Origin of the sequence: Rhodopseudomonas palustris (assembly GCF_013415845.1) — a bacterium.
Lineage (GTDB): Bacteria > Pseudomonadota > Alphaproteobacteria > Rhizobiales > Xanthobacteraceae > Rhodopseudomonas > Rhodopseudomonas palustris_F.
This window is the reverse complement of record NZ_CP058907.1, coordinates 5,254,756-5,273,272: the sequence shown is the minus strand read 5'-3', so window position 1 is coordinate 5,273,272 and position 18,517 is coordinate 5,254,756. Positions and strand designations below refer to the sequence as shown.

The window sequence follows — 18,517 nt, the reverse complement described above, 5'->3', positions numbered from 1 at the left end:
CGCGTGCGACTTCAGGCCGCGAGGCTTTCGACACCGTGACGCTTCAGCAATTCGGCAAGCTGTTTGCGGGCGTAGAACATCCGGGTCTTCACCGTGCTCTGCGGAATGCCGACGATGCGCCCGACCTCTTCGACCGACTTCTCATGATAGTAGACGAGGTTGATGATCTCGCGATGCGCCGGCGACAGTTTGGCGATGCAGGCGCGCAGGATGTCGCTGGTGCGGCTGCGGTCGAGTGCCGTCTCCGGCGAGTCGGAACCGTCGGCGATCTCCAGCACGTCATCCTGGTCGATGTCTTCGTGCTGGCGCTGGCGCAGCGCGGTCAGCGCCTTGAACCGGGCGATCGACAGCAGCCAGGTCGACACCTGAGCGCGGCCCTCGAACTGTCGGGCGGTCCGCCACACGTCGAGGAAGACCTGGCTGACCAAGTCTTCGGCGGTCGCGGCGTCGCGCACCATCCGCAGGATGAAGCGATACACCCGCACATTGTGCCGGGCGTACAAAGTGTGCATCGCAGTCCGGTCACCGTTGGCAATGCTGGCGAGCAGCATTTCATCGCTCGTGGCTCTGGCGGCGAGGATGCCCAGGCGGCCGGCGTCGTTGAGCGCAATGACGTTCTGCATGACGAGCTCCCTTTGTGCCGCGCTCCCCCGCGGCGTGTTGGGAGAACTACTAGCCAGCTACCGTTTCAGGAGGTCTGCGCCGGAGGGGAAAATGGTTTCGTGGCGAAATCGAAGTGTTTCGTCGCCAGAGCCGCGATGAAACACTCGGCCGAAAAAGCGAAGGAAATCAGGGGCGGCAGCCAGCGATACCGGCGGCCCGGCAGCTCAGGCGCGGTCGCTGGCCGGCGAGAACAAATAGCCGCCGCCGCGAATTGTCCGAATTACGGCCGGCTTTGTCGGGTCCGGCTCGATCTTGCGGCGGATCCGCATGATGCGGAGATCGACCGCGCGGTCGAAGGCCTCAGCGTCGCGTGCGTTCGCCAGCTCCAGCAGCCGCTCGCGCGACAGCACCCGTTTCGGATTGGCCGCGAACACCTTCAGCAGGCCGAATTCAGATGCCGTCAACGGATGCTCATTGCCGTCGTCGTCGCGCAGCGCCTGGGCTTCGAGGTCGAGCCATTTGGTGCCGAACCGCACCAGCTGGGCGTTGTCGGCCTTGGCAGCGCTTGCAGGCTCTGCGGCAACGGGCTTCGGCGGCGCCGCGCGGCGCAGCACCGAACGAATGCGCGCCATCAATTCGCGCAGCTCGCAGGGTTTGGCGACGTAATCGTCGGCGCCGAGTTCGAGGCCGACCACGCGGTCGATCGGGCTGGCGGTCGCGGTCAGCATGATCACCGGGACGTTGGACTTGGCCTTGAGGTCGCGGATGATCGACAGCCCGTCCTCTTCCGGCATGTTGAGGTCCAGCACCACCAGGTCCGGAAGCTTGGTGGCAATCTCGGCGCGCAGGCTCTTGCCGCCATCGCACAGGGTGACGGCGAAGCCGTGCATCTTGAGATAGTCGCCGACCATCTCGCGGGCCGGGGCTTCGTCGTCGACGACGATGATGTGCGGGTTCTGGCTCATGACACCGGCGCTGCGGGCAGAATGATGGTGAAGGTCGCGCCCTGACCGGGGCCGGGGCTCTCGGCGATGATCTCGCCGCCGTGCATGTCGACGATCTTCTTGACGATCGACAGCCCGAGGCCGGTCGAGCTTTCGCCCGCGGTCGGCTTGGCGGACAGCCGCTGGAAGCGCCCGAACAGTCGGCTCAGGTCTTCCGGCGACAGCCCGGCGCCCTCATCGGTAACGCGGATCATGGTGCTGTCGCCATCACCGTCGACCTGCAGCGCGATGTTGCCGCCGATCGGGCTGTATTTGATGGCGTTGCTGACCAGATTGTCGATCGCCTCGCGCATCCGGTCGGAATCGCACATCGTCGAGCAGGCCTCCGGCGTGGACACCGAAATCACCTGCTGCTTGTTCTGCGCCATCGGCCGGTTGGCCTCGGCGACCTCGCCGACCAGCGCGGCGATGTCGACCGCCTCGCGCCGGATCGAGATGTCGAACGCATCCGCCATCGCGTCGGAAATCAGATGATCGACCATCAGCGTCAGCCGCCGTGTGGCGTCGCGGATATGATCGACCTGAGCGATGACATGGTCCTTGGAGGATTCGGCGCCGATCAGCTCGGTCAGCATCTCGGTGCGGCCGAGGATGACGCCGAGCGGGTTCTTCAGGTCGTGGGCGACGGTACCGAGGATCTCGTTCTTGAACGCATTGGCGCGCTGCAGCCGCAGCCACTGCGTCGACAGCCGGCGGTTGGCCTGGGTCAGCGCCCGGGTGCGCTGAGCCACCCGCTCTTCGAGCTGGGTGTTGGCCTCGTGCAGCTGCCGATACAGGATGACATTGTCGAAGGCGATCGACAGCCGGCTGCCGAAGATCTCGACCAGCGAACGGTCGGTGTCCGACAGTTCGCGCTCGGCCTGCAGCAGTACCACCACCTCGCGGCCGCTTCCGGTCCGGATATACAGCACAGTGCGATGGTCGGCGAACTCGTGCTTCCGCCGCCGGAACGCTTCCTCGACCATCTGACGAAGGTCCGGGTCGAGCGAATTGCTGTGGCCTGTGGTGCCGATGAAGCGGCTGTAGCAGCCCGAGCCGGCTAGAACCGCCAGTTCGTCGCCGGCGTCGCGTAAGACCAAGATACCGGCGCAATCGACATTGAGCAGCGAGGCGAGCTGGGTCAGCACGCCTTCGGCGAGTCGCTGCATCGATTTGAAGTCGTACAGCGTCGAGGCGGCGTCGATGATGATTTCGAGGCCGCGCCGGGTCTGCACCATCCGTTCGAGCTGCTGATAGCTGCGCAGCGCCGCGGTCAGCGAGGTGAACAGCTTGTCGGCGGTGAGCTCGGTCTTGGCCTTGTAGTCGTTGATGTCGTAGTCGACGATGACGCGGCGCTCGGGCGCCTGGCCTGGCTGGCCGGTGCGCAGGATGATCCGTACGGTCTCGTTCTTCAGATCGTTGCGGATGAACTCCACCAGGTCGAGGCCGGCGGCGTCGGTCTCCATGATGACGTCGAGCAGCACCGCGGCGATATCGGGGTGGGCCCGCATCAGTTCGCGGCCTTCGGCGCCCGAATAGGCCGACAGGATCTCCAACCCCTGATTGTTGAGGCTGTAGTCGCTCAGCGCAAAGCGGGTGCCGTCGTGGACCGCGGTGTCGTCGTCGATCACCGCGATCTTCCATTTCCGTGCGCCCGATACCTCCGGCGTCGAATCCGTGTCTTCGATCAGCTCGAGGATATCGTCCTGGTCGGCCATTGCAGGTTTCCGTCGATGGGTGGGGCGGCGGATGCCGTTCCACCGGTGGCGGTTTTCGGCATGATAATGCGAAAAGTCGTGCCTTGTCCTAGTCTTGATTCCAGCATCATGCGGCCGCCGAGCTGCTGGGTCACCAGATTGTAAACGATGTGCAGGCCGAGCCCGGTGCCGCCCTCATTGCGGCGGGTGGTGAAGAACGGGTCGAAGGCCTGGCGCTGCACGTCCGGCGTCATGCCGGCGCCGTCGTCGGCGAAGATGATCTCGACGTCATCGTTGCCGCGCGGCCGCGCCGTGATGGTGATCGTTCCGGCTCGCCCGTCGGTGAAGGCGTGGTTGGCGGCGTTCAGAAAAAGGTTGGTCAGGATCTGCCCGTAGGCGCCGGGGTAGCCGTCGATCACCAAGCTCTCCGGCACGTCGATGTCGAGCTGGATCGGCGCGCGTTTCAGCACCGGCTTCAGGCTGGCGACGATCTGGTCGGTCGCCTCGTGCAGGTTGAATTGCCGGCGTTCGGCATGCGAGCGGTCGACCGCTACCTGCTTGAAGGATTGGATCAGTTCGGCGGCGCGTTGCAGATTGCCGACGAGCTGCTGGGCGGCGTCACGCGTACTGCGGACGAATTCGTCGAGCTGCGAACGGCGCAGCGGCGTATCGCCCTTCAGCTCGGCTTCGAAGGTGGTGGCGCGGCGGGTGAAGCTCGACGCCACCGTCAGGCTGATGCCGATCGGATTGTTGACCTCGTGGGCAACGCCGGCCACCAGACTGCCGAGCGCCGCCAGCCGTTCGGCGTCGATCAAATTCTGCTGCGCGGTCTTCAGTTCGAGCAGCGCGCTCTCGGCTTTCTCCTTCGACTCCCGCAGATCGTTCTCGGCCTTGCGTTTGTCGATCGCGTTTTCGCGGAAGACTTCGACCGCGCGGGCCATCGCGCCGATCTCGTCCTTGGCCTCGGTGCCGGCGACGCGGCGATCGTAATTACCCGAGGTGATGGCGTGCATCGACGACAGGATCTGCTGCAACGGCAGGCGGATGCTCAGCGCGATGATGATGCCGGCCGTCATGATGATTCCGAGGAAGATCAGCGCGATCGACAGCACCTTGCGCGAAATGCCGGTGAGGGTGCGATCGAACGTCTCCTGCGCCTTCTGCTCGCGCTGGCGCATCTTCACCGATAGTGCGTCGATCGCCGCGATGGTGGCGGCCTGGCTGGCGTCGATCGAGTTGCGCAACAGATCGCTGCGCTTGGCGAGCTGGTCGGTCAATTCCTGCAGGCCGTCGCGCAGCGCCGTGGTGCGCAGCTTCAGCTTCTCCAGCGCCATCTTTTGCAGATCGTTGTCGGCGAGACTGCTCATCACCGGAATGGTGCGCTCGATGGTCTCGGTGTTCTGCTGCGCCTCTTCGGCAGCCTGCTGTGACAGCGACAGATAGTAGGAATTGGCCGCCACCAGCATCGCGGTGAAGGCCTCGCGGGCGCGGCCGAGCGGTGGCAGGATCAGCGCGTCGCGCTGCCCGGTGGCGCCGCCGATCACCGCAAACAGCGCAGCGATATCGCGGGCCGGCGCCTGCACCTGGTTTTCGTAGGTGGACTTGATGGTGGTCTGCAGCGCCCGCAGGTCGCCGAAGCCGCCGAGGAAGCGCTCGGTGGCGCGCTCCAGCTCCTCGACCGAGCCCGACAGCATCGGATCGGTGGAGGCGCGGTTCGTCAACGTTCCCAGCACCGCTTCGCGCAGCAGCAGGATCTCGGCGAACAGATCTGGGCTCGGCTGATTGATGTAGCGATGGATCAGGTTCTGCAGTCGGCCGGTCTCGCTTTCCAGCAGCGCCAGGATCTTGTCGGACTCGCGCACCTGACGGACGTCGTCCCAGGCGGTGCGCAGCACCCGCGCGCCGCTCCAGATCAGGCTCACCAGCACCAGCACGACCAGTGAATTCAGTGCCGCGATGGACAGAATGCGCCAGCGGATCGGCACCGCGCGCACCAGGCCGACGAGACCGGTGCGGCCGCGCCGGTCCGGCCGTGGCTCGGTATCAGCGGGCTGCGGGGTGACCGGATCCAACTCAGTCGACCTCACGCCGGATAATTTCACGGCCAAGTGCGTCCGCTGCGGCGTCGCGCGCAGGGTTGGCGTCAGGGACCTCGGCTCGGCTGGACAGCGGCAAGTTCAATCCCATACAGTTGGTGCCGGTCGCAGGGACCGGAGAAGTCCCACCAAGCTAGCAGATCAGCCTGGGCGATGGCTATCGGGAGTGAGCGCATCAGGCGATGGCCGGAATTTTGGGAAGACTCGCGCAGATCGCCGCCGCCGTGCTGGTTTGCGCCACCGCTGGTATCGCCCCCGCTGGCGCCGCCACCGAAATTGCCTGGTGGCATGCGATGTCCGGTGAGCTCGGCCGGCAGCTTGAGAAACTGGCGGCGGATTTCAATGCGTCGCAATCCGATTACCGCGTGGTCCCGACCTACAAGGGCAATTACACCCAGACCGTCACCGCGGCGATTTTCGCGTTCCGCTCCTCCAGCCAGCCGGCGATCGTGCAGGTCAACGAGATCGCCACCGCCACCATGATGGCGGCCAAGGGCGCGGTCTATCCGGTGTACGAGCTGATGCGCGACGAGAGCGAGGTGTTCTCGCCGGCCGACTATCTGCCGGCCGTCACCGGGTACTACACCGATCTTAGCGGCAACATGCTGTCGTTTCCGTTCAACGCGTCGACACCAATTCTGTACTACAACAAGACGCTGTTTCGTCGCGCTGGGCTCGATCCGGAGGTGCCGCCGACGACTTGGCCGGAAGTCGGGACGATGGCGAAGCGGCTAATTGACGCCGGCGCAGCGTGCGGCTTCACCACCTCGTGGCCGTCCTGGGTGCATATCGAGAACTTCTCCGCCTATCACAACCTGCCGCTGGCGACCCAGTCGAACGGGCTGGGCGGGCTGGATGCCGAACTGGTGTTCAACAATCCGGCGGTGGTGCGCCATATCGCGCAGCTTGCCGATTGGCAGAAGACCAAGACCTTCGATTACGGCGGCCGCGCCACCGCGGCCGAACCGCGCTTCCAGCAGGGCGATTGCGGCATCTTCATTGGCTCTTCGGCGACCCGCGCCGACATTCTTGCCAATGCCAAGTTCGATGTCGGTTACGGCCGGCTGCCGTATTGGCCGGACATCGCCGGCGCGCCGCAGAACACCATCATCGGCGGTGCCACACTATGGGTGCTCCGCGGCCATTCGGCGGGCGAATACAAAGGCGCCGCCAAGTTCTTCGCTTACCTGTCGAAGCCGGAAGTTCAGGCGGCCTGGCATCAGCACACCGGCTACCTGCCGATCACCAAGGCGGCCTACGATCTCACCCGCGCCCAGGGCTTCTACGACCGCAATCCCGGCACGGCGATCTCGATCGAACAGATCACGCTGAAGCCGCCGACCGAGAATTCGCGCGGGCTGCGGCTCGGCTCGTTCGTGCTGGTGCGGGCGGCGATCGAAGACGAGATCGAACACGCGGTGCGGGGCGATAAGCCGGCGAAAGAGGCGATGGACGCGGCGGTCGAGCGCGGCAACAAGCTGCTGCGGCAGTTTGAACGCACTAAGCCGTAACGGCTTTTACGGCGCCGCCTCGCGCAGGCCGAACGCGCCTGCATCGCGGCTCAGCACTGGTGACACCATCGCGACCAGCTTCTGCGCGGCGGCTTCGACCGACAGTCCGGCGGTGTCGAGTACGCCGGCGGCGCGGGCATACAGTGGCTCGCGGCTTTGCAGGATGGTGCGCAGCTCCTGCATCGCGGCGCGGTCGTCGGCCATCGGCCGCAGGTCTCCCTGGCCGCGGACCCGCGCCATGTGCTCCTCCGGCTCGGCCTTCAGCCAGATCGTGTAGAACGAGGTCAGGATCTGATCGAAGGTGATCGGCTCGGAGACGATGCCGCCGCCGGTCGCCAGCACGATCGGCTCCTTGCGGGCGAGCAGCCGCGACAGCGCGGTCTGCTCCATCCGGCGGAAGCCCTCCTGGCCGTAGAGCGCGATGATCTCGGATACCGACAGGCCGTTCTGGCGTTCGATTTCGCGGTTCAGTTCGACGAAGCTCCAGCCGATGCTGTCGGCCAGCATCTTGCCGAGCGTCGACTTGCCGGCGCCGCGCAGGCCGATCAGCGCGATGCCGTGGAAGGTCGCCTCCCGCTCCAGGCTGCCGCCGTAGCGGCCGAGGCCTGACAAGACGTCCTTGGCATGCGCGATCTGCACGGGGGTGGCGCGCCGCACCAGATCGCGGATCACCGGCCAGTCGGCCGACGACTCGTTGGACGGCAGCAGGTCTTCGAGCGGCGTCGCCAGCGCTTCGGAGATCCGGCGCAGCAGCATGATCGATACGTTGCCTTTGCCGCTTTCGAGCTGGGCGATGTAGCGCTCCGAGATGCCGGAGACCTTGGCCAGCACCTTGCGCGACATGCCGCGCCGCCCGCGCATGGTGCGGACATGGCGGCCGAGGTCGAGCAGAAAGCTCGCGTCGGTATCGTCTGGCTCGGCCATCTCGGTCCGTTCACATCTGTTTGGAGAATGATAGTGCTGGCCAAAATCGCCAGCAATCGAACGGATGCCGTTCGATGCATTATAATTCAAGGCAAATTTCGTCAGGTGGGACGCAAAACCGCAGCCCGCGCGCTTTGGGAGCGCGGGCTGCGCGGTAGGCAATTCATGACCCGGGAGGTGTGGCTTCCCGCGCTCTGAGCGGAAGACCGAAGCGCGGCGGCTTTACGCCCAGCCGTCGCCCTTGATGCCAGGGTTGGCGAAGGCAACGCCGCCGTCGACCGTCACGGTCGAGCCGACCACGTAGTCGCCGGCGCGCGAGGCGAGGAACACGGCGGTGCCGGCCATGTCCTCGTCGGTGCCGATCCGGCCCGCAGGGACGCGCTTGGCGACCGCGTCGGATTCGTCACGCGCCGCCTTGTTCATGTCGGAGGCGAACGGTCCCGGCGCGATCGCGGTGACGACGATGTGGTCCTTGATCAGCCTCACAGCCAGCCGGCGGGTGAGGTGGATCAGGCCGGCCTTCGACGCCGCGTAGGGATAGGTCTCGAGCGGATTGACGAAGATGCCGTCGATCGAGGCGATGTTGATCACCTTGCCGGGCTGTTCGGCGCTCGCGGCGGCGCGCAGCAGCGGCGCCAGCGCCTTGGTCAGGAAGAACGGCGTCTTGACGTTGAGGTCCATCACCTTGTCCCAGCCGCTCTCCGGGAATTCGTCGAAGTCGGCCGCCCAGGCGGCGCCGGCGTTGTTGACCAGGATGTCGAGCGAGCTCTCGCGGCGCTTGATCTCGGCGGCCAGCATATCGATGCCCGCCATGGTCGAGATGTCGATCGGCAGCGCGACGCACTCGCCGGGATACATTTCGGTGAGTTCGTCCGCGGTGGCCTGACAGGCCGCTGCTTTGCGCGCGGTGATGTAAACGCGCGTCGCGCCGTAGGCGAGAAAGCCAGCCGCGATCATCTTGCCGATGCCGCGCGAGCCGCCGGTCACCAGAGCGACGCGGCCTTGCAGCGAAAACAGATCCTTGAACATGACATCTCCCTCGGGGCTTTGGCCGTCTGTTTGAGGCGGCCAGGGAGGTGAGTCAAGAAATCACGCCGCAGCGACACGGCGGAAGCCGTTCCACATCGCGGTCGCGGCCCCGGAAGTCAGCACCGGCAACAGCCTGTCGTCCTGGTAGTGACCGTTGAGCGAGATCCGCGGCAGCGCGGTGAGGTGATCGGCGCAATCGGCGAACATCATGCCGGGGCGCGTCGTCACCGCGGTCTTGTAGCCGACCGCCTGTGCGATCGCGAATTCGCGCGGGCCTGCCGAAGCCCTGTCGCCATACGGATAGGCGAGATGGTCGACGGGTCGTTGCAGTTCGTCCTGGATCCGGGCGCGGCTGCCGGTGAGTTCGTGCGCGGCGACCAGTTCGGTCTGCCGGCGCAGCATGCAATGGGTGATGCCGTGCGCCCCGATCGTCACCAGCGGGTGCGCGGCGAAGCTGCGCAGTTCATTCCATGGCAGGCACAATTCGCGCGCGGCGGCAGTCTCATCGACGCCATACCGCAGGCACAGCGCCGTCATCGCCGCATCGAGATCGCCACCGTTCGGCAGGCTGCGCAGCAGATCGTGCAGCCGGTCAAATGCCGCCTGCTTGGCTTCGGGCGTCGCAATGTCGAGGCGCAACTCCTGGCCCCCGATCGACACATCGAGCCGGCTCTGGGCGGCGATCAGCCGCTCCAACGTCACCCACCACAGCCGGCCGGTGCCCTCGGCAAAGTCGCTGGTGACGAACACCGTGAACGGTGCACCGAATTCCTCGAACACCGGCAGGGCGAAATCGCGATTGTCGCGATAGCCGTCATCCAGCGTGATGCAGGCGAAGCGCCGGCTGAAGTCGCGCGCACGCAGCCGCCGGTGCAACTCGTCCATCGGGACGAGATCGATCCCAAGCTCCCGCAAATGCCGCAGCGTGGCGCGCAGGAAGTCCGGCGTGACCTCGAGATGGCGATTGGGCTGAAACGAATCGTCGCGAGCCGGCCGCACGCTGTGCAGCATGAAAATCGTGCCGATTCCGGAAAAGATCGGGCGCAGCACCCGATGCGCGCCGGTGTAATAAAGAGCTTCGAGCCCGGCGCGGATAATATTGTGGCGAAAATGCTTCATCGAATAGCGGCCGCTCAATTTCTGCACGATGCTAGGCGCCGACGGTTGAAGAAACGGTTATGGGAAGCGCAACTTTGGTTGCTGTTTCCTTGAATTGCGTTTGACAGCCCTCCAACGGTTTGATTTCTCTCTGCTTCTGATCCACGGGAAGCGGAATGCGCGGACTTTACAGCTCCAGCGGTAAATGGTGGCCCGGCGCCATTCCGTTGGTTATCCTCTGGGCTATCGCCGCTTGGGCGACGATGCCGGCCGTGGAAGCCGATCTTGGCGCTCGCGCCACGGCCGTGCTCAAGGACACCGTCCTCGACAAAACGAAGATCACCGCAGCGGGCCGCGACATCACGCTGACCGCCGAGGCGTTCTCCGAAGAAGGGCGCCGCGCCGCGGTGTCCGCGGTCGAGGCTGTGCCGGGCCTCCGTTTGGTGAACGACCGGACCAAGCTGGTACCGGAAGCCTCTCCTTATGTCTGGTCAATTGAGCGCGATGTCGTCCGCGTGACCCTGACCGGCAGCGCGCCTCTGCCGGCGAGCCGCACCCGGCTGGCCGACGGCGCGCGGGCGGCGGTGAACGGCACCGAAGTGGTCGACCGGATGGCGCTGGCGCGCGGCGCGCCGCAACGGTTCGACGCCGCCGCGATGCTGCTGATCGACCAGATCGCCAAGTTGAAGCAGGGCAAGATCACCCTCACCGGCACCCAGGTTGCCCTGAAGGGCATGGCCAAGGATCTCGGCGGCCGTGAATCGATCGCCGCAGCGCTGCGCACCCTTCCCGACGGCTACACCGTTGGCGAAAACGATATCGAGGCGCCGCCTTACGTGTTCCGAGCCTACAAGGACCCGGTCGCCGGGCAGGTCACGCTCGACGGATATGTGCCGGACAACAATGTCCATGCGGCGCTGGCCGCAGCCACTGGCCGCAAGTTCTTCAACGAAAAGGTGGTCGACAACCTCAAGGCGAGCGTCGGCGCCCCGAAGGGCTTCCTCGAAGCCGCAACGCCGGCGCTTGGCGCGTTGTCGCGGCTGTCGACCGGCACCCTGGTACTGTCGGACCGAGAGGTTCATCTGTCCGGCGACGCGCTTTACGAGGTCGCCGCCAACCAGATCCGCGGCGGTCTGAACAAGGAGCTGCCGCAAGGCTGGACCGTGAAGGCCGATCTGTCGGTCAAGCCAGCCGCCGCGCCGGTCGACGCCTCGGTGTGCCAGCAATTGTTCAACGGGCTGCTGGCCAAGGCCACCATCCAGTTCGAATCCGCCAGCGCCAGCATCGACAAGGATTCCGCCGCGCTGCTCGATCGGCTGATCGAAACCGCGATGCGCTGCCCGAACGCCAAGATCGAAGTCGCTGGCCACACCGACAGCGACGGTGACCCCGCGTTCAACCAGTCGTTGTCGGAAAAGCGTGCCCGCGAGGTGGTCGACTATATGGTGCGGGCCGGCCTGTCGCCGGAGCGTCTCCAGGCATTCGGCTACGGCAGCAAGATCCCCGTCGCCGGCAACGACACCGACGCTGGCAAGGCGAAGAATCGCCGGATCGATTTCGTGGTCAGGTGACGCATGGTGGCTTTGGTGGATTTCTTCTGGGGCTGGCTGGTCGGTTCGCTGCTGCTCGGCTTCGCGGTGGGCTGGATCTCGGTGGTGCATCGCGGCCCGAGCTTCTCGCGCAATGCCGGGCTCGGCATCGCCGGCGTCGCAGCGGTGCTGGTCGGGCTGTCGCTCGCCCGTCTGGTTCCCGGCCGGGCCGGCTACTGGCTCGACCTTTTCCTCGTCATGGTGGCCGCCTATCTGATCGGGTGTGCCATCGGTTCATGGCTCCGCTACTGGGTGGTCGCGCGGCAATCGCAGCGGCCCTGACGGCAGCTTTCGGCCGGCATCGACCGAACGCTGCGACGATAGGTCCCGCGCTGCAACGAAATCCCAATAATGCGAAGCGCAGCCGGCCGGCTGAAGCGGATTTGAAGCGTCGCGAACCGTCTTGCGGCGTTGACCGAATTCCACTTGGCTGGAAAACACGCTACCAACGACCTGCGGCCGGCCGAAGCTCGGCGACAGGGCCGGAATATCAGGGGTAGAACGCGGGCGAAGGGGATTCGAGGTCTCGATGCGGATCGCAATACGCAGAACGATCGAAGTTCTGCGCGAGAAGCAAATCCTGCACAAACTCGGTGTTGCGGTCAGCATCGCGGTCATCGCGGCCGCTTGCTACGTTCTGTACCACATCCTGCGCGGCATCGACCACGATCGCGTGCTCGACGCGATGGGCCAGACCGAGCCGACCTCGATTGCGCTCGCCGCATTATTCGTCGCCGCCGGCTATTTCACCCTGACGTTCTACGATCTGTTCGCCGTTCATGCGATCGGTCGCGACGACGTGCCTTATCGGGTCAACGCACTCGCCGCCTTCACCAGCTATTCCATCGGCCACAATGTCGGCGCCAGCGCGCTGACCGGCGGCGCGGTGCGCTACCGGATCTACTCGGCCTGGGGACTGGACGCGATCGACGTCGCCAAGGTCTGCTTCCTGGCCGGCCTGACGTTCTGGCTCGGCAACGCGGCGGTGCTCGGGCTGGGCGTCGCTTATCATCCCGAGGCGGCGTCCGCGGTCGACCTGTTGCCGCCGGCGGTCAACCGCGTGCTGGCGCTGCTGATCCTCGCCGGCCTGATGGTCTATGTCGCGTGGGTGTCGTTCAAGCCGCGCTGCGTCGGGCGCGGCAGTTGGACGGTAACGCTGCCCGGCGGCAAGCTGACGCTGCTTCAGATCGCGATCGGCATCGTCGATCTCGGCTTCTGCGCGCTCGCGATGTACGTGCTGACACCCGACGAGCCCAATGTCGGATTCGTCGTGGTTGCGGTGATCTTCGTGTCGGCGACGCTGCTCGGCTTCGCCAGCCATTCGCCCGGCGGGCTCGGCGTGTTCGACGCCGCGATGCTGGTCGGGCTGTGGCAGATGGACAAGGAAGAGCTGCTTGCCGGCATGCTGCTGTTCCGCCTGCTGTACTACATCGTGCCGTTCGTGATATCGGTCCTCGTGCTTGCGGTCCGGGAGATCGTGCTCGGTGCGCGGCTGAAGCGGGTTCCTCCGCTGGCCGAAGCGCTGAAGCCGAAACCGGTGCGCGGAGATCCCTCACCAGGTTGAGCCATGACCACCGCACCCGCGCCCGACGAGCAAGCCCGCCCGGTCCGCGAACTTGTGCTCGCTGCCCCGCCGTCCTCGACATCGCTGCTGACGCATTGGTCCGACCGGCTTCGTCACGCCGCAATCATCCTGATCGCCGCCGCGCTTGCGCTCTCCGCCTTGGTTCTCTTCGCCCAGTTGGCGATTGGGCCGGCGATCGCGGCTTTCGCCTGTCTGGTCGCAGCCGCGCTGGTGCCGTGGCGCCTGCATGACGGTTCCAACGCGCTCGACGACGCGCTCGGTGTCAGCCCGGTGGAAATGCCGGTGGTGCGTGCCATCGTCGGCGGCATGCCCGATCCGGCGGTGCTGCTCGATCGTGCCGGCCGCGTCATTCACCTCAATGCCGCTGCCGCACAGCTCGCTCCGGCTCTGCGGGTTCGGGAACTGGCGCAGTTCGCGCTGCGCAGCCCCGAGATCGTCACCGCGCTGCGCGAGGCGATCGCGACCTCAGAGCCGCGCCGCGTCACCTATCTCGACCACGGTTCGATCGAGCGCTGGCTCGAACTGATCATCGCGCCGGTGCAGGTGCCGACCGCGTTCGGCGGCACCGATCAGTGCATGCTGATGACGTTCCACGACCTGACACCGCTGCGCCGGGTCGAGGAGATGCGGGCCGATTTCGTCGCTAACGCCAGCCACGAACTTCGCACGCCGCTCGCGGCCTTGTCCGGCTTTATCGATACGCTGCAGGGCCAGGCCCGCGATGATCCGAAGGCGCGCGAGCGTTTCCTCGGCATCATGCACGCCCAGGCGACCCGGATGGCGCGGCTGATCGACGACCTGCTGTCGTTGTCGCGGGTCGAGCTCAGCGCGCATGTTCGTCCCGATGCGATGATCGACCTGAAGCCGCTGATCAAGCAGGTCACCGACGGCCTCGAGCCGCTGGCCAAGGAACGCCAGGTGGTGATCGAGCTGGAGCTGCCGGAGGATGCCGCGACCATCGCCGGCGACCGCGAAGAGCTGCTGCGGCTGTTCGAAAACCTGATCGAGAACGCGCTGAAATATGGCGCCTCCGGCGGCCGCGTCGTGGTCTCGGTGGTGGCTGCGGTGTCGGGCGACGGGGTGCCGGAATATCGCGCGCTGGTGCGCGATTTCGGCCCTGGCATCGCGCCCGAGCATTTGCCCCGACTGACCGAGCGGTTCTACCGGGTGGACGTTGGCGACAGCCGCTCTCAAGGTGGTACCGGGTTAGGATTATCGCTGGTGAAACATATTGTTAACCGTCATCGCGGCCGTCTTTTGATCGAAAGCGTGCTGAAAAAGGGCGCGACTTTCACCGTCTGCTTCCCTCAGGGAAAGCCCCAGGTCTGAGTTGAATAATCTTTGAATTTCAAAGGCTTGAGTCAGTCACATGACTGTCATCAAACCCTCATAAAAGGTCAACCGACCGCTCGTAGACGGGCGGGGTAAGCGCAGTCGGGCGCGTTGAGCGCTTCGCTTACAGATGGAGACCTTCCCCATGAATTTCATCAAGGCAATCGTCGCGGCAGGTATGGTTGCGGCGTCGACCTCGGCCTTCGCCGCCGACATCACGGGCGCTGGCGCCACCTTCCCGTACCCGGTCTACTCGAAGTGGGCGGACACCTATAAGAAGGACACCGGCAACGGTCTGAACTACCAGTCGATCGGTTCGGGCGCCGGCATCAAGCAGATCATTGCCAAGACCGTGACGTTCGGCGCAACCGACGCGCCGTTGAAGCCGGAGCAGCTCGAGAAGGAAGGCCTGGTGCAGTGGCCGATGGTGATGGGCGCCATCGTGCCGGTCGTGAACCTCGAAGGCGTGAAGCCGGGCGAGATGGTGCTCGACGGTGAGACCCTGGCCAACATCTACATCGGCAAGATCACCAAGTGGGACGACCCGGCGATCAAGAAGCTGAACCCGAAGGTCAGCCTGCCGAGCGACGCGATCACCGTGGTTCGTCGCTCCGACGGTTCGGGCACCACCTTCAACTTCACCGACTACCTGTCCAAGGTCAGCGCTGACTGGAAGACCAAGGTTGGTTCGGGCACCGCGGTCGAGTGGCCGGTCGGCGTCGGCGCCAAGGGCAACGAAGGCGTTGCCGGCAACGTCGGTCAGACCAAGAATTCGATCGGCTACGTCGAATACGCCTACGCCAAGCAGAACAAGCTGACCTACACCGGCCTGGTGAACAGCGCTGGCAAGACCGTTCAGCCGACGATTGCGGCGTTCCAGGCTGCCGCGGCGAATGCCGATTGGGCCAAGGCTCCGGGCTACTACCTGATCCTGACCAACCAGCCGGGCGAAGCCTCGTGGCCGATCACCGCCGCGACCTTCATCCTGATGCACAAGGAGCCGGTCGACAAGGCGGCTTCCAGCGAAGCCGTGAAGTTCTTCAAGTGGGCGTTCGAGAAGGGCGGCAAGGCTGCCGAAGAGCTCGACTACATCCCGATGCCGGAACCGGTCGTCAAGCTGATCGAGAAGACCTGGGCCGCGGACATCAAGAGCTGATAGTCTGAATGTCGAAGCTGCGATCCGGCTCCGTCCGGGTCGCAGCAAGACGTTCACGCGAACGACGGACTCCGAGGCGCGCATCTCTCGGGCTCCGGCTTTGCACCGCAGTCGGTGCTGGCGCGACCTTCGATCGCGCATCCGGTTTTCAATTCAGATCTCCAGCCGCGCGGCGCGGTTTCGGGCCCTGCAGAAGGCATGAGGAGAGTTAGCGTGGCGGACATGGCGGTTGATACGACCGGGTTGCAAGCGGCTGCCGGACCTTACGATCGGGCCAAGGCCCTGAGCGCCTTCAAGCTCGGCGATAAGACCTTCTACTGGACGACGCGCGCCTGCGCGATTTCGGTGCTGCTGATCCTCGGCGGCATCATCATCTCGCTGATCGTCGGCGCCTGGCCTGCGATCCGCGAGTTCGGCTTCTCGTTTCTCACCACCTCGCGCTGGGCGCCGGCCAACGATCCGCCGATCCTCGGCGCGCTCGGTCCGATCTACGGCACGCTGGTGACGTCGCTGATCGCGATGATGATCGCGATCCCGGTCGGCCTCGGCATCGCGATCTTCCTCACCGAACTGTGCCCGACGTGGCTGCGCCGTCCGATCGGCCTCGCCATCGAGCTGCTCGCCGGCATCCCGTCGATCATCTACGGCATGTGGGGCTTCTTCGTGCTCGGCCCGTTCCTGGCCTATCACTTCCAGCCGGCGATGATCGCGCTGTTCGAAGGTGTGCCGGTGCTGGGCGATATCTTTGCCGGGCCGCCGTCCTACCTCAGCCTGTTCAACGCCTCGCTGATCCTCGCCATCATGGTGCTGCCGTTCATCACCGCGATCTCGGTCGACGTGTTCAAGACCGTGCCGCCTGTGCTGAAGGAAGCCGCCTACGGCGTCGGTTGCACCACCTGGGAAGTCGTCCGCAGCGTGGTGATCCCCTATACCCGTGTCGGCGTGATCGGCGGCGTGATGCTGGCGCTCGGCCGCGCGCTCGGCGAGACGATGGCGGTCACCTTCATCATCGGCAACTCGTTCCGGATCACCGGCTCGATCTTCTCGCCCGGCACCACGATCTCGGCGGCGATCGCCTCCGAATTCGCCGAGAGCGACGGCCTGCATCAGTCCGGCCTGATCCTGCTCGGCCTGTTGCTGTTCATTCTGACCTTCCTGGTGCTGGCGGCCGCCCGGCTGCTGCTGCTGCGGCTCGAACTCAAGGCGGGCAAGTAAGATGTCGCCGATCCATCTCGACAATCCGATCTACAAGCGGCGTCATCGCAACGATCTGGTGATCAAGGTCTTGTGCTCGGCGGCGGCGCTGTTCGGCGTCACCTGGCTGGCGCTGATCCTGTTCACGCTGTTCTGGAACGGCCTTGCCGGCCTCAACTTCGAAGTGTTCACCCAGAACACGCCGCCGCCCGGCTCGACCACCGGCGGTCTGCTCAATGCCATCGTCGGCTCGATCTTCATGACGATCCTCGGCGTCGGCATCGGCGCGCCGCTCGGGCTGTTCGCCGGCACATACCTCGCCGAGTACGGCAAGTACGACAAGCTGACCTCGGTGATCCGTTTCATCAACGACATCCTGCTCAGCGCGCCGTCGATCATCATCGGCCTGTTCATCTATGGCGCGGTGGTGGTGACGATGGGCCGGTTCTCGGCGCTTGCCGGCGCGCTGGCGCTGGCGGTGATCGTGATCCCGGTGGTGGTGCGCACCACCGAGGACATGCTGCTGCTGGTGCCGAGCTCGCTGCGTGAAGCCGCCTCGGCGCTCGGCCTGCCGCGCTCGCTGGTGATCCGGCGCATCGCCTACCGGGCGGCTCGCGCCGGCCTGATCACCGGCATCCTGCTGGCGACCGCCCGCGTCGCCGGCGAGACCGCGCCGCTGCTGTTCACCGCGCTGAGCAACCAGTTCTTCAGCCTGGATCTGACCAAGACGATGGCCAACCTCCCGGTGACCATCAACAACTTCGTCCAGAGCCCATACGCCTACTGGAAGCAGCTCGCCTGGAGCGGCGCGCTGTTGATCACCCTGACCGTGCTTGCCCTGAACATTGGCGCGCGCATCATCGGCGCCGAGAGGACCACGAAATGACTGAGATCTCGATCGCCACCAGCGTTCCGTCCGCGATGCCGCCGATCGGCGCCCAGCCGGACGGCCCAGCCAAGGTGACCGTACGCGACCTCAATTTCTACTACGGTCAGAACCACGCGCTGAAGCACATCAATCTCGCGCTCGCCACCAACCGGGTCACCGCCTTTATCGGCCCGTCGGGCTGCGGCAAGTCGACCCTGCTGCGCATCTTCAACCGGATGTATGATCTGTATCCGGGTCAGCGCGCCGAAGGGCAGGTGCTGCTCGACAACGCCAACATCCTCGACCCCAAGCTCGACCTCAACCTACTGCGGGCCCGGGTCGGCATGGTGTTCCAGAAGCCGACGCCGTTTCCGATGACGATCTACGAGAACATCGCGTTCGGCGTCCGCCTCTACGAGAAGATCTCCAAGTCGGAGATGGACGGGCGGGTCGAGAAGGCGCTGCGCGGCGCCGCGCTGTGGAACGAGGTCAAGGACAAGCTGAATGCCTCGGGCCTCAGCCTGTCCGGCGGCCAGCAGCAGCGGCTGTGCATCGCCCGCACCATTGCGGTACGGCCCGAAGTGATCCTGTTCGACGAGCCGTGCTCGGCGCTTGACCCGATCTCCACCGCCAAGATCGAGGAGCTGATCGACGAGCTGAAGGAACAGTACACGATCGCGATCGTCACCCATAACATGCAGCAGGCGGCGCGCGTGTCGGAATCGACTGCTTTCATGTATCTCGGCGAGCTGATCGAGTTCGGCCCGACCAACAAGATCTTCACCTCGCCGAGCGATCGGCGCACCCAGGACTACATCACCGGCCGGTTCGGCTGACGCGGCGGGCGAGGAG

16 protein-coding genes are annotated in these 18,517 nt (G+C 65.3%); 9 read left to right on the top strand and 7 right to left on the bottom strand.

The window, feature by feature from the left end:
* Nucleotides 1-11: 11 nt before the first annotated feature.
* The 4 genes from HZF03_RS24145 to HZF03_RS24130 form a co-directional block, all read right to left on the bottom strand.
* Nucleotides 12-623 carry a sigma-70 family RNA polymerase sigma factor gene (locus HZF03_RS24145; protein WP_011160324.1) on the bottom strand — a complete coding sequence of 204 codons (612 nt, stop codon included), beginning with the start codon at nt 621-623 and terminating at the stop codon, nt 12-14.
* Between the two features lie 204 nt (nt 624-827).
* Entirely contained in the window at nt 828-1,568 is a 741-nt protein-coding gene (locus HZF03_RS24140; protein ID WP_011160323.1) for a response regulator, read from the bottom strand.
* Nucleotides 1,565-3,304 carry an ATP-binding response regulator gene (locus HZF03_RS24135; protein ID WP_119019810.1) on the bottom strand — a complete coding sequence of 580 codons (1,740 nt, stop codon included), beginning with the start codon at nt 3,302-3,304 and terminating at the stop codon, nt 1,565-1,567. The genes HZF03_RS24140 and HZF03_RS24135 overlap by 4 nt, the downstream gene beginning before the upstream one ends.
* On the bottom strand, nt 3,274-5,355 hold the full coding sequence (locus HZF03_RS24130) for a sensor histidine kinase (protein ID WP_119019809.1): 2,082 nt from the start codon (nt 5,353-5,355) through the stop codon (nt 3,274-3,276). Before HZF03_RS24130 ends, HZF03_RS24135 begins: the two co-directional genes overlap by 31 nt.
* Nucleotides 5,356-5,561: 206 nt before the next feature.
* On the opposite strand from HZF03_RS24130, the gene ugpB reads away from it, so the two are divergent.
* Entirely contained in the window at nt 5,562-6,890 is a 1,329-nt protein-coding gene (gene ugpB / locus HZF03_RS24125) for a sn-glycerol-3-phosphate ABC transporter substrate-binding protein UgpB (protein WP_119019808.1), read from the top strand.
* A gap of 6 nt (nt 6,891-6,896) precedes the next feature.
* Here ugpB and HZF03_RS24120 read toward each other — a convergent pair whose 3' ends face one another.
* The 3 genes from HZF03_RS24120 to HZF03_RS24110 all read right to left on the bottom strand — a co-directional run bounded on the left by HZF03_RS24120 (nt 6,897) and on the right by HZF03_RS24110 (nt 9,962).
* The gene (locus HZF03_RS24120; RefSeq protein ID WP_276510787.1) at nt 6,897-7,871 is read right to left on the bottom strand and encodes a helix-turn-helix transcriptional regulator; all 975 of its coding nucleotides are present in this window, start codon (nt 7,869-7,871) and stop codon (nt 6,897-6,899) included.
* Between the two features lie 165 nt (nt 7,872-8,036).
* Entirely contained in the window at nt 8,037-8,843 is an 807-nt protein-coding gene (locus HZF03_RS24115) for an SDR family oxidoreductase (RefSeq protein ID WP_011160318.1), read from the bottom strand.
* A 60-nt stretch (nt 8,844-8,903) separates the two neighbouring features.
* On the bottom strand, nt 8,904-9,962 hold the full coding sequence (locus HZF03_RS24110) for a polysaccharide deacetylase family protein (protein WP_119019815.1): 1,059 nt from the start codon (nt 9,960-9,962) through the stop codon (nt 8,904-8,906).
* A 155-nt stretch (nt 9,963-10,117) separates the two neighbouring features.
* Between HZF03_RS24110 and HZF03_RS24105 the strand changes: the two genes are divergently transcribed.
* The 8 genes from HZF03_RS24105 (at nt 10,118) to pstB (ending at nt 18,501) form a co-directional block, all read left to right on the top strand.
* The gene (locus HZF03_RS24105) at nt 10,118-11,512 is read left to right on the top strand and encodes an OmpA family protein (RefSeq protein WP_119019806.1); all 1,395 of its coding nucleotides are present in this window, start codon (nt 10,118-10,120) and stop codon (nt 11,510-11,512) included.
* 3 nt (nt 11,513-11,515) lie between these two features.
* Nucleotides 11,516-11,812 (top strand): hypothetical protein, encoded by a 297-nt coding sequence (locus HZF03_RS24100; protein WP_011160315.1) that lies wholly within the window; start codon nt 11,516-11,518, stop codon nt 11,810-11,812.
* A 247-nt stretch (nt 11,813-12,059) separates the two neighbouring features.
* The gene (locus HZF03_RS24095) at nt 12,060-13,094 is read left to right on the top strand and encodes a putative bifunctional lysylphosphatidylglycerol flippase/synthetase (protein WP_011160314.1); all 1,035 of its coding nucleotides are present in this window, start codon (nt 12,060-12,062) and stop codon (nt 13,092-13,094) included.
* Nucleotides 13,095-13,097: 3 nt separating this feature from the next.
* The gene (locus HZF03_RS24090; protein ID WP_165858175.1) at nt 13,098-14,444 is read left to right on the top strand and encodes an ATP-binding protein; all 1,347 of its coding nucleotides are present in this window, start codon (nt 13,098-13,100) and stop codon (nt 14,442-14,444) included.
* Nucleotides 14,445-14,592: 148 nt separating this feature from the next.
* On the top strand, nt 14,593-15,603 hold the full coding sequence (gene pstS / locus HZF03_RS24085) for a phosphate ABC transporter substrate-binding protein PstS (RefSeq protein WP_104512974.1): 1,011 nt from the start codon (nt 14,593-14,595) through the stop codon (nt 15,601-15,603).
* A 213-nt stretch (nt 15,604-15,816) separates the two neighbouring features.
* The gene (gene pstC / locus HZF03_RS24080) at nt 15,817-16,818 is read left to right on the top strand and encodes a phosphate ABC transporter permease subunit PstC (RefSeq protein ID WP_011160311.1); all 1,002 of its coding nucleotides are present in this window, start codon (nt 15,817-15,819) and stop codon (nt 16,816-16,818) included.
* A gap of 1 nt (nt 16,819) precedes the next feature.
* Entirely contained in the window at nt 16,820-17,683 is an 864-nt protein-coding gene (gene pstA / locus HZF03_RS24075; RefSeq protein ID WP_012497884.1) for a phosphate ABC transporter permease PstA, read from the top strand.
* Nucleotides 17,680-18,501 carry a phosphate ABC transporter ATP-binding protein PstB gene (gene pstB / locus HZF03_RS24070; RefSeq protein WP_011160309.1) on the top strand — a complete coding sequence of 274 codons (822 nt, stop codon included), beginning with the start codon at nt 17,680-17,682 and terminating at the stop codon, nt 18,499-18,501. Before pstA ends, pstB begins: the two co-directional genes overlap by 4 nt.
* Nucleotides 18,502-18,517: the final 16 nt, after the last annotated feature.

Bases quoted from the DNA above. Each gene is read 5' to 3' on its own strand.
- HZF03_RS24105 (WP_119019806.1), top strand. From the start codon at position 10,118: ATGCGCGGACTTTACAGCTCCAGCGGTAAATGGTGGCCCGGCGCCATT.
- pstB (WP_011160309.1), top strand. From the start codon at position 17,680: ATGACTGAGATCTCGATCGCCACCAGCGTTCCGTCCGCGATGCCGCCG.
- HZF03_RS24100 (WP_011160315.1), top strand. From the start codon at position 11,516: ATGGTGGCTTTGGTGGATTTCTTCTGGGGCTGGCTGGTCGGTTCGCTG.
- HZF03_RS24140 (WP_011160323.1), bottom strand. From the start codon at position 1,568: ATGAGCCAGAACCCGCACATCATCGTCGTCGACGACGAAGCCCCGGCC.
- ugpB (WP_119019808.1), top strand. From the start codon at position 5,562: ATGGCCGGAATTTTGGGAAGACTCGCGCAGATCGCCGCCGCCGTGCTG.
- HZF03_RS24115 (WP_011160318.1), bottom strand. From the start codon at position 8,843: ATGTTCAAGGATCTGTTTTCGCTGCAAGGCCGCGTCGCTCTGGTGACC.
- HZF03_RS24095 (WP_011160314.1), top strand. From the start codon at position 12,060: ATGCGGATCGCAATACGCAGAACGATCGAAGTTCTGCGCGAGAAGCAA.
- HZF03_RS24135 (WP_119019810.1), bottom strand. From the start codon at position 3,304: ATGGCCGACCAGGACGATATCCTCGAGCTGATCGAAGACACGGATTCG.
- pstA (WP_012497884.1), top strand. From the start codon at position 16,820: ATGTCGCCGATCCATCTCGACAATCCGATCTACAAGCGGCGTCATCGC.
- HZF03_RS24090 (WP_165858175.1), top strand. From the start codon at position 13,098: ATGACCACCGCACCCGCGCCCGACGAGCAAGCCCGCCCGGTCCGCGAA.
- HZF03_RS24110 (WP_119019815.1), bottom strand. From the start codon at position 9,962: ATGAAGCATTTTCGCCACAATATTATCCGCGCCGGGCTCGAAGCTCTT.
- HZF03_RS24145 (WP_011160324.1), bottom strand. From the start codon at position 623: ATGCAGAACGTCATTGCGCTCAACGACGCCGGCCGCCTGGGCATCCTC.
- pstS (WP_104512974.1), top strand. From the start codon at position 14,593: ATGAATTTCATCAAGGCAATCGTCGCGGCAGGTATGGTTGCGGCGTCG.